The 23,892-nt window shown below is 33.2% G+C and carries 16 protein-coding genes; 13 read left to right on the top strand and 3 right to left on the bottom strand.

Features of this window, described 5'->3' with window-relative positions:
- The first annotated feature begins 837 nt into the window (after positions 1-837).
- The 10 genes from BM246_RS08575 (at position 838) to BM246_RS08530 (ending at position 15,574) form a co-directional block, all read left to right on the top strand.
- Complete coding sequence (locus tag BM246_RS08575; RefSeq protein WP_083415743.1) at positions 838-3,123, top strand: alginate lyase family protein; 2,286 nt, start codon at positions 838-840, stop codon at positions 3,121-3,123.
- 76 nt (positions 3,124-3,199) lie between these two features.
- Positions 3,200-3,574, top strand: coding sequence for a cupin domain-containing protein (locus BM246_RS08570; RefSeq protein ID WP_042497547.1), 375 nt, complete (start codon positions 3,200-3,202; stop codon positions 3,572-3,574).
- 521 nt (positions 3,575-4,095) lie between these two features.
- Positions 4,096-7,326, top strand: a complete 3,231-nt coding sequence (locus BM246_RS08565; RefSeq protein WP_074937211.1) for a SusC/RagA family TonB-linked outer membrane protein — start codon at positions 4,096-4,098, stop codon at positions 7,324-7,326.
- 6 nt (positions 7,327-7,332) lie between these two features.
- Positions 7,333-8,934: a RagB/SusD family nutrient uptake outer membrane protein gene (locus BM246_RS08560; protein ID WP_042504731.1), complete on the top strand. Its 1,602-nt coding sequence runs from the start codon at positions 7,333-7,335 to the stop codon at positions 8,932-8,934.
- A gap of 12 nt (positions 8,935-8,946) precedes the next feature.
- Positions 8,947-10,119 carry a hypothetical protein gene (locus tag BM246_RS08555; protein ID WP_042497544.1) on the top strand — a complete coding sequence of 391 codons (1,173 nt, stop codon included), beginning with the start codon at positions 8,947-8,949 and terminating at the stop codon, positions 10,117-10,119.
- Positions 10,120-10,139: 20 nt separating this feature from the next.
- Positions 10,140-11,609, top strand: coding sequence for a PKD domain-containing protein (locus BM246_RS20210; RefSeq protein WP_083415742.1), 1,470 nt, complete (start codon positions 10,140-10,142; stop codon positions 11,607-11,609).
- Between the two features lie 20 nt (positions 11,610-11,629).
- On the top strand, positions 11,630-12,550 hold the full coding sequence (locus tag BM246_RS08545; RefSeq protein ID WP_042504736.1) for a polysaccharide lyase family 7 protein: 921 nt from the start codon (positions 11,630-11,632) through the stop codon (positions 12,548-12,550).
- Positions 12,551-12,706: 156 nt separating this feature from the next.
- Positions 12,707-13,411, top strand: coding sequence for a FadR/GntR family transcriptional regulator (locus BM246_RS08540; RefSeq protein ID WP_042497536.1), 705 nt, complete (start codon positions 12,707-12,709; stop codon positions 13,409-13,411).
- Positions 13,412-13,485: 74 nt separating this feature from the next.
- Positions 13,486-14,772 carry an MFS transporter gene (locus tag BM246_RS08535; protein ID WP_074937205.1) on the top strand — a complete coding sequence of 429 codons (1,287 nt, stop codon included), beginning with the start codon at positions 13,486-13,488 and terminating at the stop codon, positions 14,770-14,772.
- 37 nt (positions 14,773-14,809) lie between these two features.
- A complete protein-coding gene (locus BM246_RS08530) occupies positions 14,810-15,574 on the top strand; it encodes an SDR family NAD(P)-dependent oxidoreductase (RefSeq protein WP_042497532.1) in 765 nt (254 codons plus the stop codon).
- A 56-nt stretch (positions 15,575-15,630) separates the two neighbouring features.
- Here the strand turns inward: BM246_RS08530 and BM246_RS08525 are convergent, their stop codons facing one another.
- Positions 15,631-16,653: a LacI family DNA-binding transcriptional regulator gene (locus BM246_RS08525; protein ID WP_074937548.1), complete on the bottom strand. Its 1,023-nt coding sequence runs from the start codon at positions 16,651-16,653 to the stop codon at positions 15,631-15,633.
- Positions 16,654-16,812: 159 nt separating this feature from the next.
- Here BM246_RS08525 and BM246_RS08520 point away from each other — a divergent pair, with 159 nt between their 5' ends.
- Both BM246_RS08520 and BM246_RS08515 read left to right on the top strand, forming a co-directional pair.
- A complete protein-coding gene (locus tag BM246_RS08520; RefSeq protein ID WP_042504737.1) occupies positions 16,813-17,859 on the top strand; it encodes a sugar kinase in 1,047 nt (348 codons plus the stop codon).
- A gap of 89 nt (positions 17,860-17,948) precedes the next feature.
- On the top strand, positions 17,949-18,617 hold the full coding sequence (locus tag BM246_RS08515) for a bifunctional 4-hydroxy-2-oxoglutarate aldolase/2-dehydro-3-deoxy-phosphogluconate aldolase (RefSeq protein ID WP_074937202.1): 669 nt from the start codon (positions 17,949-17,951) through the stop codon (positions 18,615-18,617).
- 120 nt (positions 18,618-18,737) lie between these two features.
- Here the strand turns inward: BM246_RS08515 and BM246_RS08510 are convergent, their stop codons facing one another.
- Positions 18,738-19,550 carry an HAD family hydrolase gene (locus BM246_RS08510; RefSeq protein WP_042504738.1) on the bottom strand — a complete coding sequence of 271 codons (813 nt, stop codon included), beginning with the start codon at positions 19,548-19,550 and terminating at the stop codon, positions 18,738-18,740.
- A 127-nt stretch (positions 19,551-19,677) separates the two neighbouring features.
- Positions 19,678-22,185 carry a TonB-dependent receptor gene (locus tag BM246_RS08505; RefSeq protein ID WP_074937200.1) on the bottom strand — a complete coding sequence of 836 codons (2,508 nt, stop codon included), beginning with the start codon at positions 22,183-22,185 and terminating at the stop codon, positions 19,678-19,680.
- A 254-nt stretch (positions 22,186-22,439) separates the two neighbouring features.
- Here BM246_RS08505 and BM246_RS08500 point away from each other — a divergent pair, with 254 nt between their 5' ends.
- On the top strand, positions 22,440-23,447 hold the full coding sequence (locus tag BM246_RS08500) for a LacI family DNA-binding transcriptional regulator (protein ID WP_042504740.1): 1,008 nt from the start codon (positions 22,440-22,442) through the stop codon (positions 23,445-23,447).
- The last annotated feature ends 445 nt before the right edge of the window (positions 23,448-23,892 follow it).

The following is a 23,892-nucleotide window of genomic DNA, read 5'->3' as shown; positions in this document are numbered from 1 at the left end:
ATTGCTTTTTCGTTTTCTTTTTGTAGTTTCTTTTTTAGTTTTTCATTTTTATCTCTCGTAGATTTTAAGGATTAGTTTGAAATCTTTTTTTTGGTCAAAAAAACCTGAATTTAAACTGCCAAACCACTTTGGTTTACCACTTTGGTTTACCAAATATAGTTAAATATTTCATAAAAACAAGAGTGGTTGGTTTTGTTTTACATGTCGAATGTTACGAAATTGTTAAGAAAGCTAGATTACTCGTGGGATTTGAAGGTTTTGTGTACATGATAAAATATGTGTTAATTTTTTATGAAATTGAAATAATTACGTAGTCTTTTTTGGTTTTTTGATTAAATAAAAGCCTTTGTCGTTATCTTGATTTGCGTGTTTAGCTTATTGGTTTTATTGGTTAGTTTATTGTCTCATTGAGGTAGATGTTGGTTTTTAATAAAACGTTACTTGTTTTAGATAGTTCTTAGTTTTAAGAGTTTAGTAGTTAGCTGGAGTTGTTGTTGTGCATATTGAAAATGATATGCAACTAAGGTAAGAAAATATATATACAAAATTATTATCGAATAAGTTGTTTTTAGATTGTATGTTGTGATTTTATTGCTTGAAATAGAGATTATATAATTTAGGTTTAATTAGGATAGGGGTTTATGTGTTTTTGTTGAGTATTTTTTTTGTTTAACTTATTGTTCCTTAGTTTTATATGTGTGTGCTTTTTTTGAGCAAATGGGTCTTTGGGGTTTGTTAAAATCTAGATTTTGTTAGGCAATCTTTTGTGCAAGTGATAATTATACTTATATTTGGTAAACCAATTTGGTAAACCAATTAAACTATTTCCAAAAAAATATGAAGAATTTAGGAGTCAATTTGCTCAGTATCATGCTTGTTTTAATGTTAGTTTTTTCTTGTAAAGAGCAAGTCTCGGATACTAGTGTAGAAGTCGCTACTACTGAAGCGGAAAGTGGACATCCAAGTTTGGTTTTAACCAAAAAAGGAGTAAGGGATATACGTGCAAATTTAGGGAATATTCCAATTTTTGATAAGAGTTTGGCTGAAACGAAAGCTGAGGTCGACGCAGAAATTGAGGTTGGAATCCTAGTTCCAGTTCCTAAAGATTTTTCTGGAGGATATACGCACCAACGTCATAAGCAGAACTTCTATATGATGCAAAAGGCAGGGGTTTTGTATCAAATTTTAGACGATGAAAAATATGCTACGTACGTAAAAGATATGTTAATGGCTTATGCTAAGCTGTATCCAACATTGCCAGTGCATCCACAAACTCGGTCTTATGCAAGAGGGAAGTTGTTTTGGCAATGCTTAAACGATGCTAACTGGTTGGTCTATTCGGCGCAAGCTTACGACTGTGTTTATGATTGGTTGAGCCCAGAAGATCGTGATGTTTTAGAAAATAATTTGTTTATTCCTTTCGCAAAGTTTATTTCCGAAGGAAATCCACAGTTTTTTAATCGTGTGCACAACCATAGTACATGGGGTAATGTTGCTGTTGGGATGATAGCCTTGGTTATGGATAATGATGCTTTATTAGAAGATGCTTTAAATGGTTTAAAAACCGACAATTTAAAAGTTGGAATGAAAGATAATGATGGTGGATTTATAAAAGTAGAAGGACAGAAATTAGGATTCTATGGTAATTTAGATGAGCCATTTTCTCCAGATGGATATTATACCGAAGGACCATACTACCAACGTTATGCTATGTACCCTTTTTTAATATTTGCTGAAGCGCTTCAGAATGTAAAACCTGAGTTAAATATTTTTGAATATAAAAATGGTGTACTAATTAAAGCAGTCGATGCGCTTATTAATTTGAGTGATGCAGATGGTGACTTTTTTCCACTAAACGATGGGCAAAAAGGAATGAGTTATTATACGAGTGCTGTGGTAACTGCTGTGGATATCGCTTATCATTTTGGAGGTAAAAATCCAGAATTGTTAAGTATTGCTGAAAAGCAAGATCGTGTTGTTTTAGATGATACGGGTTTAAGTATTGCTTTAGGTATTAAGGAAGGTTTAGGTAAGTCTTTTGATAAAAAATCTATTGAACTAAGTGATGGGCAAAACGGAGATGAGGGTGCTGTTGGTATATTAAGAAGCGAAGATTTAGAACTTGTTTTTAAATATGCAGCACAAGGGTTAAGCCATGGGCATTACGATAAATTATCATACTCGCTTTATGAAGATGGTGATGAGGTGCTTCAGGATTATGGTTTAGCGCGTTATGTAAATATTGAACAAAAAGGTGGCGGAAACTACTTAAAAGAAAATAAAACATGGGCTAAGCAGTCCATAGCTCATAATACGTTGGTTCAAAATGAAACGTCTCATTTTATGGGTAAATATGAAATTGGAAGTATACATCATTCAAATAAGTATGTGTTTGATGTTTCTAATAAAAACCTACAAGTTGCAAGTGCTAAAGAAAGCAATGCATACCCTGGTACAGAAATGCAACGTACAGTGGTGTTTATAAATGATGAAAGTTATGCTAAGCCGTACCTTTTAGACTTCATGAAAGTAGTATCTAATACATCTAATAAATACGATTTTCCATTTTACTATTTAGGACAATTAATGCAAACCAATTTTGAATATAATAAGTTAAATACCCCAACGGTTTTTGGTAAGGATAACGGTTACCAACATTTGTATAAAGAGGCTGAAGGTGTTTCTTTTGGGGATAATGCTAAATTAACCTGGTTATCGAATGGTAAATTTTATTCTATAACATCTGCAACTGCTAAAGGTGATAAAATGATATTAGCAAAAATAGGTGCTAACGATCCAGATTATAATTTACGTAATGAACCTGCTTTTATTCTTCGTAAAACAAACACTAAAAATACTGTTTTTGCATCGGTTGTAGAATCTCATGGAACATATACTGCTAGGTCTGAGTTTGCCGAAAATGCATATAGCCATGTAAAGCATGTTGAAGTTGTTCATGATGTTGCGGAATACACGGCTGTAAAGGTTGAAACAGATAATAATAAAACAAAGCTATTTGTAATCTCTAACTTGGATAATAAAGCAGGTTCGGACCATAAAGTAACTATTGAAGGTGAAGTTGTTTCATGGACAGGAGCTTTTACCTTGAAAGAATTAAAATAATAATAAACAACAAGAATTATATTTTGATATGTTCTTGTTTTAGTGCGATTAAATAAATTATAAAAAACAAAAAAAAATGAAGCGATTTAGTGAAAAGTACGTCATTACAAAAGACATGCAATGGGAAGAACTTGGTGGAGGAGTATCAAGAAAATTCTTAGGTTACGATAATCAAATTATGATGGTAAGAGTGAAATTTGAGAAGGGGGCATTAGGTTCTCCACATCAACATTTTCATACGCAAGCTACTTTTTGTGCTTCGGGTAAATTTGAATTTGAAATTGATGGAGTAAAGCAAATTGTAGAAGCTGGAGATGGTGTATATATTGAGCCTAATTTAATGCATAGTGCTGTTTGTTTGGAAGCAGGTGAGCTAATTGATACATTTAGTCCTGTGAGAGAAGATTTCTTAAGTGGTGGCGAGGTGTCTTATTTTGGAGATAAAGCATAATTAGGTAATTTAAAACCATTAGGGTAAGTTTAAAAAGTTTGAAAACACAAGTCTTTTAAATTTATCTTTTTAGGTTTTATAGAATTACTTCGATATAATTTTAACTTTTTTTTAGTTAAAATATATCAAAAGGCTAGAATTAACAAAATTTTGTATATATTTGGTAAACCAATCTGGTCAACCAGTTGTTTGAGCTTAGTAAAATAAATTAAATCTCATACTAAATATTAAAATGATAGCTTTCTAATAATATAGCAAACAAAAAAAAGGAAGGGTCCACGCCCATCCTTGTTTTAATTGATTTACTTCTTTTAGGAGGGAAGTAAATTAAAACATGCCATTACAGTAATAAAAACATGTGTTCTACAAAATTACTAAGATTATAGTTAGTTCATATTGTTTTTAGGATTGCTTTAAGAGTTAAATGTCTCTTAAAATAATCGAGTTTTTTGAGCATTATAGGGTTCAATTAATTTTGGAGCAAAAATTCCAAACCAAATAAAAATTAAACTAAATTGATTATGAATTTAAAGTCTAAACTAATTTTAGTAGTGATGTTGGTATTCAATATTGCTTTATTTGCGCAGGGCAGCATACAACTTAAAGGTGTTGTTGTTTCAGCGACAGATGGCATTCCTATTCCAGGGGTAAATGTTATCGTTAAAAACACATCAAAAGGGGCTTCTACCGATTTTGATGGTGCTTTCGAGATAAAAGTTGAAGAAGGCGATATTCTACAAGTTTCTTATATCGGTTTTGTGTCTCAAACTATTATTGTTGGAAGCCAAAATACTTTAAACATCTCGCTTCAAGAAGACGTTGCTCAATTAAATGAGGTTGTTATTATTGGGTATGGAGATCAAAAACAAAAAACAATAACAAGTGCTTTATCTAAGGTTTCAGGTAAAGATCTTGAAAATGTTTCTGTTGCGCGTGTAGAAGATGCGCTTCAAGGCAAAGTAGCGGGTTTAAGAATTCAAGTTGCATCATCTGAAGCTGGAGGTGATCCTAAAATTACATTAAGAGGTCCAGGGTCTATTACAGGATCGTCGGCACCTTTAATTGTTGTAGATGGTATTGTTTTAGGTACAGATGCTGATATTTTAAGTTCTATTGATAATAATGATATTGAATCAATAAGTGTTTTAAAAGATGCATCATCTGTTGCAATCTACGGTTCTCGTGGTGCAAATGGTGTGATTTTGGTAACGCTTAAAAAAGGTGTTGCCGGGAAAACAAAATTCTCTTATAACACGTTTATGGGGTATAAGTATGCTAATAAAAACGATAATTTTAACACAACAATTGCTGATGAAAGAGCAAGGTTAAACGGGTTACAGGGTGTTATTGACGGTATAGCTACAGATAGTCCAAACTATGATAGAATTCTAGGAGATTACAACACAGCTTATGCCGAACTTGAAGCCATGGATTTTATTGCTTCTCTTGGAGATGGTGAAAAAAACTGGCAAGATGAAGTTTTTAATGGTGGTGTAATTACTAGTCACTCTTTAGCTGTAAGAGGTGGAACTGAATTAACGAGTTATACAGCATCTTTAGGGTACCTTGAAGATGAAGGAATTGCATTAACTGATAATTTTAAAAAATACAATGCTAGAATAAAGGTTGATAGTAAATCTAAAAATAAGAAAATTAGGTTTGGAGCTAACTTAAATGTTAACTACAACGACCAAAATAAATTACCAGCGCGTTTTACAGATCCATTAAGACAAATGGGGCATGTGCCACTTTACTTAAATGAAGAGCACTTAAAGTATGTTACTAATTTCTCTACAGATGTAGGCACATCTACAGATGCAGGTAAATTATTTGAAAACCTTCAAGAAGGAAGTTATGGGTTTTCTAGAGCTTTTGATCATGTTTTTACACAAGACCCAAATAATCCTAGACAAATTCTTAGAGATCCCAATACAGGGCTGCCAGTGGCTAGCGATTTAACATCGGGAGGCTTAACTTTATCTACAACTAAAAACGTACATCCTTTAGTGCATTTCTTAGAGAGATCGAGAAAAAAGAGAAAATTAAGTTTAAATGCATCATCTTATATTGATTTTGAATTAGCTAAAGGTCTTAATTTTAGACAGACTATTTCAGGTGTTTTTAGACATAATAAATCTAATGAGGCCGATTATCTATATGGACAAGAGAATAGAGATCAAGAATCTTTCCGTGCAGAAGGTAGGGATGAGTTAAATCAATTCGCTTTTGAGTCACTTCTTAAATACAAGAAGAATTTTGGTAAGCATAATTTAAATTCTATTCTTGGCTTCGAGTATACACAACGTGATTTTTTCGTTCAAGAATCGGAGGCTGTTGGTTACACAAATGATTTCAATAATAATATCGCGCTTGCAGATGGAGGTACCACTTATACGGACAATGGAACCGATAAGTTAGTGTCATATTTTGGTAGAATAGATTATAACTATAATGAAAAATACTTATTACAAGTATCAGCAAGGGGAGATGGTAGTACAAGATTTGGTCCAAACACAAGATTTGGTTTCTTTCCAGCAGCTTCTGCAGGTTGGGTAATGTCAAAAGAAAATTTCTTATCGTCTAGTGAGTTTGTAACATTTTTAAAGTTAAGAGCTAGTTACGGTGTTTCAGGTTCTAATGAAATTTCAAATAACATCTTTCAGTCGCTTTACAGATTTGAAGAAACATTCGGTACTGTTGGTTATAACGGTCAAACAGGTGTTAAAGGATTAACTTTAGCAAATCAAGATTTAGGATGGGAGAAATTAATAGAATTTAACCCAGGTATTGATGTTACTTTCGGTAGAAGTCTTTTAAATTTAACCTTAGATTATTATACTAGAACAAGTGAAGATTTAATACTTTTTGCTCCGGTACCTAGTTCTTATGGTACAGATAATTGGTTGCAGAATATAGGTGAGGTTAAAAATGAAGGTGTTGAAATAGAATTGAATTCCAGACTTATTACTACCGAAGACTTCAGCTGGTCTGCATCGGGTCAGTTTTCTTTAAACAGAAATACGGTTGAGAGTTTAGGTAAAAGTGAGCAAATTATTTCTGAAATTGCACAAGACACTCGAGCAACACAATTTATTGCTCGAGTAGGACAGCCAATAACTTCTTTTTACGGTTGGGTTTACGAAAAAGAAATTCCTTTAGAATGGGTAGATAATCCTTTCAATAGGTTTAATAATGATTTTGCAGATGTTTATGTAAAAGATTTAAACAATGATGGAATTATTGATGATGAAGATAGAACGGAACTAGGAAGTCCTTACCCTGATTTCACATGGGGATTCAATTCTGATTTTAGATATAAAGATTTCGACTTTTCATTCCAATGGCAAGGATCTCACGGAGCTGAAGTAAGAGTTGCCGATTTAGATCAATTATATTATGCTAGTGAGTCTGCAGTAAATGAGTTAGCTAGTTTCCCGGATAGAGATTTAACGGTTCATAGAAGGTTTACAGATGATCATATTCAAGATGCATCTTTTGTAACTTTAAGAAATGTAACATTTGGTTATTCATTACCAGAATCATTTACATCAAAAAATAAGATTGATAGATTAAGGTTTTATATCACTGGTGAGAATTTATTATTCTTTACTGCTAAAGGGTATGAAGGGTTTAATCCGGATGCTTCAGGTCAAACATCTGATAACGCAAATACGCCATTAACATCAGGCTACCAAAGAGGAGATGGTCCTGTGGTTAGAACAATTTCAGCAGGGGTTAACTTTCAATTTTAATTAGTTATGAAAAATATATATAAAAAAATATTAGTAAGTTTTTCTGTAGTAGCTTTAGTTACAAGTTGCGAGAAAGAACTTGATCTTAGTAATCCTACAGCACTTTCAATAGAGGAGTTACTACAAACCAATAACGGGTTTCAATTACTATCCAATGGAGTTTTAGATGCATATCAAAAAGTTCCTGCAAATGAGTTTTTGTTAATTGAGTTAAGATCGGATAACGTTAGAGCAAATTCAGAAAACGGAAATTTTCCTGCAATTAACGCTTATAATGTAGATCCTAATAATGGTGATGTTGCAACATATTATTCTAATAATATGGCGACAATTAAACATGCTAATACCATTATTGATAATCGTTTTTTAGCGCCAGAAGATCAACAGTACACTGTGGGTGAAGCTTATTTTATGCGTGCGTTATGCCACTTTAATTTAGTAAGAGCATATCAAAATGTACCTTATATTGATAAGGTTTTAGATATTACTAAGGACGAAGCTTTAGATTATCCTCAATTGCCAGAAGCAGATGTTTATGAGAAAATCATTAATGATTTTAAAACATCTATAGCTTATTTGGATGGTGGTGTACAAAACAGATATCGACCTTCTAAAGGTGCAGCTATTTGTTTAGCTGCAAAAGCATATTTAAGTCAACCAAATCCTAATTATGGAGAGGCAGAGCTTTTATTAGCCTCTGTTATTGAAAACAATACAAGTTATAATTACGACTTAATTTTTACTGAAAGAAATAACGCTGAGCAATTTGAGTTTAATGCAGATCCTTTAAACCCTACAACTGATGTTTTAACTGATGCAGAATATTACGCTAATTTAGTAATTGATTATGGGCATGTGTTAGGAAATACAATTTCAGATGGTTATACAGATGGTGTTCTTGATGGATCTTGGTCAAACAGTTCTGCACTAGAAATTAATGATGAAGTTATTTTTTCAATAGCCTACGATTTAGTTAGTAGTGACAATTATGTAACTAGTGATAGCGCTTTAGATGATCAAGTACAAACAGATTCTGAATCACATAGTTTCGCCATGACATTGCAAGGACCATCAAATGGTGTAAATATTGCAACTTTAGATTTCTTAGAGGTTATGAACCCGGAATTACAACCGGTAAGATTCTATGCTAGTCTTAATGCATTAGATTATAGCGCAACATTAATAGATAACACAAAAGATACGTTTAACGTTAAGTTTCCGACAAATGGTGAGATTGGAGATAATGACTGGGTTGTTTTAAGATATGCCGATGTTTTATTGCTATATGCTGAAGCTATTTTAGGAAACGATGATAGTACTACGGATTCTAGAGCTATTGATGCTTTTAATAAAGTAAGATTAAGAGCTGGTCTAGAAGAGGTGGTTAACTTAACAAAAGCTGATTTATTGGAAGAGAGACGTGTTGAGTTTGTTTTTGAAAATCAACGTTTATACGATTTAATTAGATTTGGTAAGGCAGATGAGGTTTTAACAAATTTCTCTAATCAAAACAGTTTGTTTTATACAAACGAAAAGAAATATCTTCCTTTTCCACAAAGAGAAATAGATAATTTACCAAACTTCTATAAACAAAATAACGGATACTAAAACCTGATAATTATGAATAAATATTTGTATAATATAAAGTATATAGTTTTGGGTGCTATTGTATCTTTAACTTCTTGTGTTAGCGATGACTTAGCTAATGTTGGCGATTTGGAAGATATTACAGGCCCAACACCATTTTATAATTTAACTGATGTTACATCTTCTGAATTTGACTGCGAAAAAAATGAATTATGGGCTAACTATGATTTTAATTTTCAAGCAGGTTCTAATTTAGCTGTTAACGGAACAATGTATGAATGGTCAATAACTCCTGCAGATGGCGTTACTTTTATTAATAAAGACTTGCCTATTTTAAATCTTAAAATAGAGGCTGAAAGAGCATCTGTTGTAGCTATTGAAAAAGAGATTGCTAAACGCGAGTTTAAATTACCATGTGAAACTAATCAAGCTAAGATTGATGTACTAGAAGCAGAGATTGTTGATTTTGAAGCTCAATTAGTCGCGGCTGAAGCAGCACTTTCAGATGAAGTATTACAAAATATCTCAGACTTGGAAAGTCAAATAACAGCTTTGCCACCGGCAACATTACAAGATCAAGAATTAATATTTTCTTTTCCTGGACCAGGAGAGTATACGGTTGGCTTAACGGTTACCGATAACCTTGGTAAATCTAATTACACTGAAAAATTGGTTACTGTAAACCAAGCTGTACCTACAATTCCACAGCCAGAAATTGGAGAGCCTGGTTTCGAGGATAATAGTTTGTTTGACGGCTCTGGAGATGGCAGAGATTCTTGGAGAGCACCAAGTAGTAGTGCTTGGGGTAGTGTATTTCAAATTAATTCAAAAGCCGAAGGTATTTTGCCAGAAGGATTACAAGCATCTAAATTTCCAGCAGATGGTACCAGAGTTGGTTATCAGGAAATAGAAGTAACTCCAGGAGCAACTTATGTATTAACTTATTTCAGTGCATTTGAAGAAAATGCTTTCGGAGATGTTACTGTATCTATAGTAAGTACAAATGCAACAAGTCTAGATGAGGCCAAGTTAGCCGCAAACATTATTGCTTCTAGAACAGATAATAATGTTGGTAGGGTAGATGATGTTTTCAAAAAGCATGCTATAACTTTTGAAGCAGGAGAAAATGAAAAAGTAATCATTTTACTTACAAATTCTGGTGTTGAAAGTAGGTTAGATGCATTTGATATAACAGTTAAACAATAAACGTTCTAAAATTTAATATTATGAATTATAAAATATTTAAAAAATTCAATAGGAGTGTTTTTGTATTATCTTCTATGTTCTTAGGGCTTGTATCATGTTACGATAGTGGTTATGATGAGTTCGTAGCTCCAACAGGAAATGTAAATAACATACAACCAAATACTTTATTTACGAATAGTACAAACCCTGATGATAATTTATCAATAGTATTTAGAAGCTATTCCACAGATGCAACTTCTTATTTATGGGATTTTGGCGATGGTAATACATCAACTGAAGCAAATCCAGATTATACATATGCCGAAGGAGGCTTATATTCTGTAAGCTTAACAACAAAAAGTGCAGATGGTTTGGTGGCAGAAGCTACATCATTGGTGTCACCTGTTTTTGTTGATTTTGATTTTACCATTATAGATTCGGAAGTTACTTTCGAGAACTTAAGTTCGGGAGCTAGTGATTTGGTTTGGAGTTTTGGTGATGGGGAAACTTTAGGTTGGAATATTGAAGATACTGAAGAGGATGCCGATTTTAACCCTGTATATGCTTATAAAACGGCAGAGACATTTGTAGCAACTCTTACAGTAACTAATTTTTTAGGTGCAAGTGTTTCCGTTTCTAAAAATATAGAAGGCTTAGTTTTATCAACAGTTCCGGATTTTAGCTTTTCTACAAAATCTTTAACAGCAACGTTTACGGATGAATCTATTTTGGCTGTTTCTTATTTATGGGATTTTGGAGACGGCAATACATCTACAGAACAAAGTCCGGTACATACCTATGCTGAGAGTGGAAGTTATGAAGTTACTCTAACCACTACAAATGATGCAGGTGTGTCTAAAAGTATTGTAAAAGCTGTTCCTGCAGGGGGTGTAGAACCAACATTTAAAGCTATTGTTTTAAATGGATCTTTTGATGAGTTTACTAAAAATACCGGTGACAATGCTGATGCATGGGACATGACACCAAATTCTACTGTAGAAAATAATGATGGCGTAAAAATAGATAGTCCTTATAAAGCGCTTTGGAATAATTCGGCACTAAATAGTTATATTGATACTGAATATTGTACTGATGAACAACCTTCATCTTCAAGTAATGGTAATTACGGAAATGGTGGTGAAACAAGAGGAGGAAAGCTTAATAGTACTTGCCGTCGTTTGTATCAACAAGTAGCTGTTGAGCCAGGTGTAGAGTATACATTTACAATTGATACCCGTGCAGAAGTAGAAGGGTTAGTTACAGAAGTATTTATTTTGAATACTGAAATTACTACGGAAGTAGGTATTGAGGATAATGCAGACGCGTATTTAGAAATTACTAATGATTTCAATTCTAGTAAGGCTACAAGTGGAAGTACGTTTACAACGAATACATTAACGTTCGAGGCGTCATCTGATAAAGTTATTATTTATGTTAGATCTTTAACGGCTGTTGATGGTAATTCAGAAGTCTTTATCGATAACGTAGATATTATTACTCCAGGGTTTTAATATTAATAATTCAGTATAAAATGAAAAACATCCGAAAAGAACTATTAGTACTATTATTATCAATAATTCTATCTGGAAACGTTGCTTGTCATGCACAGAAAAGCAACGTTTCAGATTCGGATATTAAAGTTGAAAATAAAAAGAAGAAGAAGAAAAAAAAGAAAAAGATAAAGCTTCCAAATATTGATTTAAGTCATTGGAGTGTTACTACCCCAGAGCTAAATAAAAAAGGAAGAGCAATGAATATTGAGCCACCTGAAATTTTGAATTACGCTACAGATGAGAGATTAATACCTTATATGTACAACGATTCTACCAGTGGAGCATTAGTGTTTTATTCTTTTCCTAGTAATGCCACAACGGCAAATACAAAGTACACAAGGTCTGAATTAAGAGAGCAAATGGTTCCTGGTGATAATAACACAAACTGGACCTTTGCAGACGGAGCTAACATGAAAGGGAAACTTGCCATGGGAGAAACCACCAAAGATTCAGAAGGGAAATATCATAGAACTATTATCATGCAAATCCATGGACGTTTAACAAATGAACAAAGAGATTTAATTGGCCAAAAAGATAATAATGCACCTCCAATTTTGAAAATATATTGGGATAAAGGTAAAATTAGAGTAAAAACTAAAGTACTTAAAGATTTAAGTGCAACTGGTGAAGCTTTATTGCATGAAGACGCTTGGGATGATGATGATGGATTCAATTTTGAACAAGAAGTCGGTTTTAGAAAGTTCACTTTAGAGGTTAAAGTATCCGAAGGTAAAATGGTTATTGTGCTAAACAATAATGAGTATAAGGTTTACGAAGGTATTCATATGAGAAAATGGGGTGTTTTCGAAAACTATTTTAAGGCCGGAAATTATTTTCAATCAAGAGATGAGGGCTCTTATTCTAAAATTAAATATTACGAGTTAGAAGTAACTCATTAAAAAATAAGAAGAAGGAATCTATTTTGATGAGATTAGAAAAAAGATACTAGATAAAACAGGATTAATAACTTAACTGTTTTGTTTAAGTTTAGCACCTTTATTTGGTTAATTATAAACAAGTGTTAACCAGTTGGTAGTCATTAAATTGAAAAACATATGAAGTTAGAAGTAGTTACAATAAGCGAGAGTCAGAGAGTGCAAAACGATATAATTGGTAAAATTCGAGATCTTATCAATTATAAAAATTTGGAGCCTGGAGATAAATTACCTGCAGAGCGAACCTTATCTGAAAAGTTTGAAGTAACACGCTCTAATGTTCGTGATGCTATTCAGAAATTAGAATTCTATGGCTTATTAAAATCTATTCCTCAAAGCGGAACTTTTGTGGCAAACATTGGTGTAATTGCAATGAATGGAATGATTGATGATATTTTAAGATTAGAATCTTCAGATTTTAAATCGTTAGTAGAAACAAGAATTTTGTTGGAGTTAAAAACAGTAAGGCTAGCGTCTTTAAGAAGAACAGAAGAAGATTTAGAAAATATAAAGGAGGCTTTAGATGCTTATAAAGAAAAAGCCTTGTCTGGTGAAGATGCTGTGCAAGAAGATTTACTTTTTCATTTAGCAATCGCAAAGGCAAGCGGAAATAGTACCATAAACATGTTTATGTTAACTATTACGCCGCAAATAATTATCGATTTCGGTAAATATCATGTTTGTAATATCGATCAGGCAGTTGTTGGAATTCAAGAGCATAATGATATTTACGATGCCATAAAAAAGCAAGATCCTGTATTAGCCAAGCAAAAAATGAAAGATCATTTTAAAATTCTATATCAATATTGTTATAAGGTTGAATAAATTGAATCTCATTTGAAAAATAACGTGTTCGTGGATAAGCGAATATTTAAATTAAACTTAATTATAATAAACTTATGAAAGTAAAAGGTTTACGTTGGTGGATAATATCATTAATCTGTCTTGCTACAGTTATTAATTATATTGATAGAACCGCTTTTGGTGTAATGTGGCCAGAAATGGGAAAGGATTTGGGCATGGACGAATCAGATTATGCTATTATGCTTAATGTGTTCATGATAACTTATGCTTTAGGTAAGTTTTTATCGGGTAAGTTATATGATATCATTGGTACACGAATGGGGTTTACAGTATCTATAGTAGTATGGTCTGTAGCTTCTATATTTCATGCATTTGCAAGAGGTTTAGTGTCTTTAACATTGTTTAGAGCTCTTTTAGGCTTAGGTGAAGCAGGTAACTGGCCAGGAGCCGTAAAGAGTAATGGGGAGTGGTTTCCTGTGAAACAGCGCGCTATTGCGCAGGGTATTTTTAATGCAGGAGCCTCTTTAGGGAGTGTTATTGCTCCAGTGTTAATTGCTTATTTATATGGTCATTTTGGTTGGAGAACAACATTTATCATCATTGGTGCAATTGGTTTATTATGGGTAATTCCATGGTTGTTTATTAATAAAACAACTCCAGAAACGCATCCTTGGATTACAGATGAAGAGAGAAACTTGATTATGAATAGTAGAACAGAAGCTATTGCTTCTGTAGAAGTGAAAAAAGAGAAAGAAAAAGGATTAAGTGTTCTTCAAATATTAAGTTACAAAGAATCTTGGGGTGTACTAGCATCTCGATTTTTTATAGAACCAATTTGGTGGTTGTTTGTCGGCTGGATGCCTTTATACTTACACTCTAAATTTGGATTTAGTATTGCTGAAATTGGATCAACAATATGGATTTCTTACTTAGGTGGAATGGCAGGTAGTCTAATTGGTGGTTGGTACTCTGGTAAATTAATGGAAACTAAAACCGTTGATGCCGCTAGAAAAATTACAATTACAATTGGATGTTCATTAATTTTCTTAGGCTTATTAGGTATTATTTTCTTAGTAACCGAGAAAAACCCAATGACTTTTATTTATATCGTTAGTGTTGTGCTTTTCGGATTCCAATTTGCAATCGGGAATATCCAAACAATATCTAGTGATTTATTAAGAGGACCATCGGTTGGTACATTAGCTGGTTTAGCAGGTACGGTAGCCGCATTTTCAGTAATTATCATGAATACTTTAATTCCATTGATAGCCGAGGTTTCATATACACCAGCCTTCGTTGTAATTGCGGTTTTAGCTCCAATGGCAGTATTGTCCATATTTATCTTAATAAGAAAGATAGAACAAGTAGAAAAAATAAATTAACATCAAACAAGTATATTAAATATTAAAATTAAACGATATGAGTAATTCAAAAGTAAAAGTAGCAGTAATAACAGGAGCTACAGGTGGTATTGGTTTCGAAGTAGCAAAAAGGTTAGGGAAAGACGGATATACTGTAGTATTAAACGGTATTGAAGATGAAGTAGGTGCAAAACGTATAGAAGAACTTACTGCTGAGGGAATTACTGCTGAATATTTCGGATTTGATATGACAAAAGACGAAGCAGTAACTGAAAACATTACTAAAATTGGTGAAAAATACGGGAAAATTGATGTTCTTGTAAACAACACGGGTGGTATTGGTGTTAGAGCTAGATTTGAAGAAATGACAACTGAACAATACAGATTTGTTATGGCTTTAAACCTAGATTCAGTATTCTTTGCATCAAGAGCAGCAATTCCTTTCCTTAAGAAAAGTGAAAACCCTAGCATAATTAACTATACTTCTAATGCAGCATGGAATGGTGCAGGACCTGGAGCTGGAATCTATTCAGTATCTAAAGGTGGAGTACAATCTATCACTAGAGCTTTAGCTAAAGATTTAGCTGAATATGGAATTAGAGTAAATGCAGTATCTCCTGGTACTATCGATACGCCTTTCCATGCACAAATTAAAGCTACTAAACCAGAAGTTTTTGCTTCTTGGGCAAACAGTGTTTTATTAGGTAGATTAGGTGAGCCAGAAGAAGTTGCTGGTGTTGTTTCTTTCTTAGCTAGTAAAGATGCTTCTTTCATTACAGCTGAAACTATCCAAATTGGTGGAGGACAAGCTTTAGGTATCTAAGTAATTACAGATTTAGTCAAAATTATAAAGCGTCTTTGTTTAACTACAAAGGCGCTTTATTGTTTTTTAGAAGAGTCTCTAATAATCAGTTCCGCGTTTAAAATAATCTTGTTTAATGTTTGAGTAAACGATTCGTTTTTAACGTGCTTTAAAAACGTTTTAGCGGCTTGCTGACCTATTTCGGAGCTGTGTTGTTCAATACTAGTAATTGTTGGAGAAACCATAGCTGTAAAAGCTTCATTTCCAAAACCAACTAAGGCAATATCTTCAGGCATTCTAATGTTTTGTTCATTTAAAACTTGAAAAGCACCTAAGGCAGCATAATCTCCAGCAACATACACAGCATCGGGTCTATTTTTTAAGGCCAATAGTTCGATCATCTTTTCTCTACCTTCTTCAGTAGTTAAGCTACTTTCAATTAATAGTTCTGGATCTTGTGGTAAATTGTATTTTTCTAAAGCATCAACATAACCGCGAATTCTATTGTTAAAAATCCGGGTTCGCTTAAAACCTCCAATATGGGCAATGCGTTTACAGCCTTGTTTTACTAAATGTTCCACAATCATGTGGCTGCTGTTGTAATCGTTAATTCCTATATAATCTACATTTAAATCGTTTTCACCACGATCAAATAGAATTAAAGGAATACCTTTAGATTTAACTTTCTCATAATAACTTAAGTCTACAGTTTCATTGGCCATCGAGGCTATAATGCCGTCTACTTGTGTAAACAATAAGGTGTCAATATTAGCGCATTCTTTTTTGTAAGACTCATTAGATTGTGTTATAATAATGTTGTAGCCCGCTTTGTTTAAAACCTCTTCCATATTCTGGATTACCGAAGAAAAAAAGTTGCTATTTGTACGCGGTACAATAACACCAACCAGATTACTTTTGCCGCTTCTTAAAGCACTCGCTAAATGGTTAGGCTGGTAGTTTAAGTTTTTCGCAACTTGTTTTACCGCTTTTTTTGTTTTATCACTAATTCTAGAGTCGTCGTGAAGTGCTTTTGAAACTGCGGCAGCAGATATATTTAAAACGTTTGCAATATCTTTTATGGTTGTTTTCTTTTTCACAATGAAATTTTTTATATATTTGCTTAAACGTTTAAGCAAATATACAGAGTTAGTATTTAGAATCAAAGCACGGTATTTAAAATATAAGGTTTTGATTTATTTTTAATTTTTTTGGTTAAACGTTTAAGCAGCTTTAATAAAAACAAATAAGTATTTAAAAAAATGGGTAAAGTAGTAACATTCGGAGAAATCATGTTAAGATTAGCTCCTCAAGGATTTTTAAGATTTTCACAAGCAAATAATTTCGACGCTGTTTATGGTGGAGGAGAATCTAACGTAGCAGTTTCTTTAGCAAACTACGGTGTAGATGTTGATTTTGTAACACGTTTACCAAAGAATGATATTGGCGAATGTGCTATGATGGAAATGCGTAAAAGAGGTGTTGGTGTAGACAAAATTGTTTACGGTGGAGATCGTTTAGGTATTTACTTTTTAGAAACTGGTGCTGTATCAAGAGGATCTAAAGTGGTTTATGATCGTGCACACTCTGCAATTGCTGAAATTGAATCGGGAATGATTAACTGGGATGATGTTTTTGAAGGATGCGAATGGTTCCATTGGACAGGAATTACACCTGCAATTTCTCAAGGTTCTGCAGATGTATGTTTAGAGGCTGTTAAAGCTGCTAGTGCAAAAGGAATTACTATTTCTACAGATTTAAACTACCGTGCTAAATTATGGAACTACTGTGATGATGCTCATAGAGAAGCTGTAATGACTGAGTTAACATCTTACTGTGATATCGTTTTAGGAAACGAAGAAGATGCAGAAATGCATTTTGGTATTAAACCAGATGGAGCAGCTGTTCAAACAGCAGGACATGATGTTAAAGCTGAAGCTTTTTTATCAGTTTGTAAGCAAATGACAGAGAAATTCCCAAGAGCTAAAAAAGTAATTACAACATTAAGAGGTTCTATCTCTGCATCTCATAACACATGGGCAGGTGTTTTATATGATGGAAAACAAATGTTACAAACACGTCAATACCAAATTACTGATATCGTAGATAGAGTAGGTGGTGGAGATTCGTTCATGGGAGGTTTAATCTACGGATTATTAAAATACCCAGAAGATGATCAAAATGCATTAGACTTTGCAGTTGCTGCATCTTGTTTAAAACACACTATTAAAGGTGATGCGAACTTAGTAACTGTTGCCGAAGTTGAAAAACTTATGGGTGGAGATGCTTCAGGACGTGTTGCAAGATAATATATAAGTTTATTTGTTAAGCTGTTGAGTCGTTATTTGCGAGTCAACAGCTTAACAGCTTATTTAACTTAACGAATAAATATAAAAAAATGGCACAATTTTCAAGATTAGAAGTGGCTCAAGCCATGAAAGATACAGGAATGATTCCTTTATTTTTCAATAACGATATTGAACTAAGTAAAAAAGTACTAAAAGCGTGTTACGATGGTGGTGCAAGGTTAATGGAATTTACAGCTCGTGGCGATTTCGCTCACGAAGTTTTTGGAGAATTAACTAAGTATGCTATTGCAGAATTACCAGGTATGATTATGGGTGTAGGCTCTGTTACCGATGGTGCTGCAGCATCTCTTTATATGGCTTTAGGAGCAAACTTTATTGTAACTCCTGTTTTAAGAGAAGATATTGCAATTGCATGTAACCGTAAAAAAGTTTTATGGTCTCCTGGATGCGGAAGTTTAACTGAAATTGCAAGAGCTGAAGAGTTAGGTTGCGAAATCGTGAAACTTTTCCCTGGTGATTTATACGGGCCAAAATTTGTAAAAGGAATTAAAGGACCACAACCTTGGACAAGCATTATGCCAACTGGTGGTGTTTCGCCAACTAAAGAAAATTTATCGGGATGGTTCGATGCAGGTGTAACTTGCGTTGGAATGGGATCTCAATTAATTTCTAAAGATATTATAGCGAATAAAGATTACGCTAAATTAGAGCAAGATGTAAAAAATGCATTAGCTATTATTGAAGCTGTTAGAAAATAAGCGGAATACCGCTTTAAAAATTAAAAAGCCTTTCTTTTTCTTAGCTGAAAAATCAAAGGCTTTTTTATGTTTTATAGTGAAAACCTCAACATAAGTTAAGATGTTTGAGTTTCGTAATATCTAATCTATTTTAACGCTCTGTATTAAGGTTTCTAAAACACTTTCTACACCTTGTTCCATATTGCTTTTAGTTTCAAAATTGGCTACTTTTTTTACGTTTGGGTGGGCATTTTTCATGGCGTAGCTAAAATGAGCTAATTCTAGCATTTGTAAATCGTTGTTATAATCTCCAAAAACCATAGTTTCATTTTTATGAATTCCCATTTCCTTTTGAAGCATGCTTAATGCGTAGCCTTTGTTCGCGTCTTTATGAGAAATATCGAGCCAGTTTAAACCAGAAACCGTGACTTGATAGTCTTTTTCAATGTTTGAAATATGAGGCAGAATATTAGCTTCGGAAGATTCAAAATGATAAACAGCTATTTTCATAAAATCATCGTTGGTTACTTTAGTTAGGTCGTCAACAATTTTATAAGCTGCGTAATACTCATTGAATTTTGAAATAAATTTAGAATCGTTCGTTTCAATATAAGCCGCTTTTCTTCCGCATAAAACAATATAGCAGCCCGGAACTTCTCGAAGAATTTCAATAGATTTTAAAACGTCTTCTGGAGTTAATTTCAATAAAACATTAGTTTCGTTGTTATGTTGCATTAATCCGCCATTTTCAGCAATTATCGAAATATCACTTTTAATGGTGTCAAGTTTTTGTGTAATACTTTGATATTGCCTTCCGCTTGCAGCAACAAAATGAATGTTTCGTTTCTTTAATTCTTCAAATTGATTAAAAAAACGATCGCTTACTTCACTATTGTTGTTTAATAGAGTGCCATCCATATCGGTGACAACAAGTTTAACTTCAGATAAATTCATATAATTTTTTTAAAAAAAACAAAAATACAAACTAGAACTGAGAGCGATGTTAGTTAAATATTAAAATAAAAAATCCTGCAAAACTTAATGGTCTTACAGGATCTCATATGTAATTTATTAAAGGGTATTAAAACTCTTTTTTACCAAACTCACTATCAATAAATTTAGATTTATTTTTTACCGTATTAAATGTGTATGATAGGTTTAGAGATATCATATCTACTTCGTAAACATAATTAGTTGTGGTGTAAAATTGGTCTGGTCTAGAGGTTGTAATACGTTGCTCGTTTGTATTTAATAGACCCATATCTATGTTTTGCCATTGTAATGTTGCAGTTAAACGATTATCAAGAAAGGTTTTTCTAAAGGCTAAATTAGGTGAGTAAAAACGAGAATCTTCTCCCATAGCTGTGTTTCTAGCAGATAGATAATTGAATGTAAATTGAAGTGATGCGTTTTCCCAAAACGAGTAAGTAGAATTTAGGTTGAAAGAATATATTGTAGATTCTGTATCGATATCATAACTACGAGAAACACCATCTCTATGGTTAAAATTTAAAACACCATCAATAGCATAATTATACACATTGGCACCAAAAACATTGCTCCAGTTTTTAGTTGGTTTAATGGTTGCTCCAAACTCTAAACCGATTGCGTTACTTTTTCCAACGTTAGAATATACACGGTTTATAACGCTATCGATTACGGCTCCATTTGTTTCGTATGCTAGTGTGTTTACTCGGTTTATTACATTGTCGGTATGTCTAAAATAAGCCGTTGCGTATACCGAGTTCCCGCCTTTTAATTTTTTAGTAATACCCAATTCAACTAAATCTATAAATTCTGGTAATAGTGTATTATCACCTTGCTCAAAAACTTCAGAATGTTCGCGCTCGGCAAAACTATTCATTTTTAAAGTGGTGGTGCGTTCAACACGTTTACTGTAGGCGGCTTTAATATTTGTTTTATCGTTTGCAGCAAATTGTACAGAAGCTGAAGGGAATAATTTCACAAAATCATACTCGTATAAATTGGTTGTGGTTTCGCTTTTTAAAGCTTCAGTATAGGTTCTATCCATAGACTCTAAGCGAACACCAGCAGCATAATCCCATTTATCTTTTTTACCTGTTAATTGCGCATAACCCGAATGGATGGCACGTTTTAATTGAATATCACTAGAGAATTCTGGTACTAAATTACCATCACGCTCATAAACAAATTCTCCTTTGTGATCGATGTCTCTGTATTGATAGCCCGTTTCTATAGTTCCGAAAGAAAACGGTTTCCAAGTATAATCTAAGTTAAAACGGGTTCCGTAAAGCGGATTATCATTGGTGTTGTATTCTTGTTGATAGATAATCGAGTTATCCGGGTGGCCTAAATTATCATTAACTGTTGGACCTCCTAAAAAAGTGTATTCATATAAAAAAGAAGTCGAAAGTTTAGATTTATCGTTAAACTTATGCGCGTAATCAAAACTTCCTAAGGCAAAATCTCCTTTTCTAATTCTTAAATTGTGGTTGTAATATTCAAAGGAGTACAATCTATTTTCTGTTCCAATTGGAGATACCGCATGATTATCGTAATAAACAATATCTGCTAACCTTTCTTTAGTATGTTTTCCGGCGAAAAAACCTAGTGAGAACTCATCGTTCGGGTTTGGTGTGAAATCGACGTTAAAACGTCCGTTATAGCTAATGTCGTCAAAACTACGTTCACCATCCGAAGGTAAAAAGGTTGTTTTATCTTCAGCTTGGTTTACAATAAACATATCGCCTTCTCTTCGGCCTGTTTTATCATTACGTTGGTAACTGGCACCAAGAGAGAGGTTCCATTTGTCGCTACGTTTATTTACAGTAGCATCAAGGCCGTAACGTTTTGCAGGAACTTTAGTATCGTAAGGTTCGATTGACGGAAAGCCACCTCGAGCATTTATTTGAGCAAAGGTACCGTTAGTAGCTCCTTTTTTTGTTTTAATATTTAAAATCCCACCTTTACCTTCTGGATCGTACTTTGCAGATGGCGCTGTAATTAGTTCTACCGTTTCTAAAGCATTTGCAGGTAATTGAGCTAAAATAGAAGCGGCGTCGCCTTGTGTTGGTTTTCCGTTTACTAAAACTGTAAAACCTTTGCTGCCACGAACACTAATTTCTCCTTGGCCATCTACAGTTACCGATGGTAAGTTTTTTATAACATCTACAGCATTTCCACCTTCGGCATTTTGATATTTTTTTGTGTCGAATACTTGGCGGTCAATTTTGTGTACTACGGCAGAGCGTTCTGCTTTAAGCAATACTTCGTTTAGCTGACTGCCTAAAGTTAATTTTATAACACCTAAGTTAATAGCTTGTCCCTTTTTGTTAACCGAAATAGTTGCCGATTTATAAGATGTGTATCCCATAAAAGAAGCTTCTAAATAATAGTTTCCGGGTTTTATGTTTTCTAATGAAAACTCACCTTCTGTGTTAGTTACAACACCTGTCACAAGTTCTGTGTTTATTTTGTAAAGTGCCGCTGTAGCATACTCTAAAGGTGCGTTAATATCTTTGTCAATGATTTTTCCGTTTATTTGACTGAAAATGAGTTGGGTTGATAAAAATAGAAAAGAAAATACAATTGAAATTTTTGTTTTCATTTTAATTGGATTAGTTTGAGTTGGCTATATTGTTTGCAACAAAATTATACTTATTTAATAAAAGTAAATGCTGTTTAAGAAAAAATTACAAAAGGATCTCTATTTTTAATAATTACTCAGAATATCGGTAAATTGAAAAAATATAATTTAAACAATAAGAACTGCTGGTATAAAATAATTATAACTTATTTTTAGTAAGGTAATTTGAAAATAGTATTTTTGTAAATTGCACTTCTTTATATCTCAAAACTTGTATGGTTACATTAAAACAATTAGCGAAAGAATTAGGCGTTTCAATTTCTACAGTTTCAAAAGCTTTAAATAATAGCGAAGAAATTGGAGAGGATACTGTGAGACGTGTAAAAGAACTTGCAGAACTGTACAATTACAAACCGAACAAAGTAGCATTAAGTTTAAAAAATAATAAAACCAAAACTATAGGTGTTATTATCCCAAACATTTTAAACAGAATTTTGGCCAAAGTCCTTTTTGGTATCGAAACTGAAGCCGCAAAACATGGTTACAATATCATTACGTGTATATCAAATGAATCGCTAGAGAAAGAAAAACAAAGTTTACAATTACTTGCCAATGGGAGTGTAGATGGTTTTATTTTATCGGTTGCTGAAGAAACACAAATTAATAATGAAATTGAACACTTTAAAAAAACCATTAGTCAGGGCTTACCAATTGTTATGTTCGATCGCGTTGCTCACGATGTCATGTGCGACAAGGTTATAGTTGATGACTTTGATGCGATGTACAATGCAACTAAGAGTTTATTAAAAGAAAAAAGAAAAAACATTGTCTTTATTAGTAATATTAACGACCTTAGTGTGGGTAAGTTACGTGAGCGTGGCTACAATAAGGCTATTTTAGAACATGGCGTACAAGAGCCATTAGTTTTAAAGATAAAAAGGAAAAAAGACGATCATCAGAAAAAAATAAAATCTTTCCTAAAAAAGAATAGAACGGTTGATGCTGTTATAGCAGCCGATAGTTCGTCTGGAGTTATTGCACTAAATACAGCAATAAATCTAGGTTTAAAAGTACCAAAAGAATTTTCGGTAATTGCTTTTGCAAGTAAATCGGATTCTAACCACACCATCCCCAAATTAACAACTATTCGTCAGCACGCAAAAGAGATTGGAGTAAGTGCTGCGCAAATGTTAATTGCTCGAATGCAAAATTTACCTGCCAGTGCAGATGTAAAAACTAAGATTGTAAAGACGAGTATTGTTAAAAATAAATCAACTTTATAGCTAATTTTAGCTTTTTCTGTAGAGTTTTACTTTCAATTTCAATTTTTTTTAGGTCTTCGTCGCGGCCGATTATCGATGTAATGCATTTTGCGCAAGAATAACCTTATTTTTTCAGTAAGGTTAAGCCTTTTTTTGCGTGTTTTTTACGGGAAATCCTTTTTTTACTAAAAATTTAAAAGTTTTCTTCTGTACTTTTGTTTCACTGATCTTAAGATAATTACCAGTTTTTTACCCTTTAATTCGTACAAATTATAGGGCCAGAATTCCATTTGCCAAAATTTAAAATAACCTCAAAAACACGAAGAAAATGAAAGCATTAAAAATTACATTCTTATTAGCATTATTAGTAACAGTATTCACATCATGCACAGAGCAAGATTTAAACGATGACAGCTTATTAGCAGGAGACCAAACGGAAGTAAACGATACAGGCGGAGATATTGAT

Origin of the sequence: Algibacter lectus, assembly GCF_900112395.1 — a bacterium.
Taxonomy (GTDB): Bacteria; Bacteroidota; Bacteroidia; order Flavobacteriales; family Flavobacteriaceae; genus Algibacter; species Algibacter lectus.
This window is presented reverse-complemented; position numbering and strand designations above follow the sequence as displayed.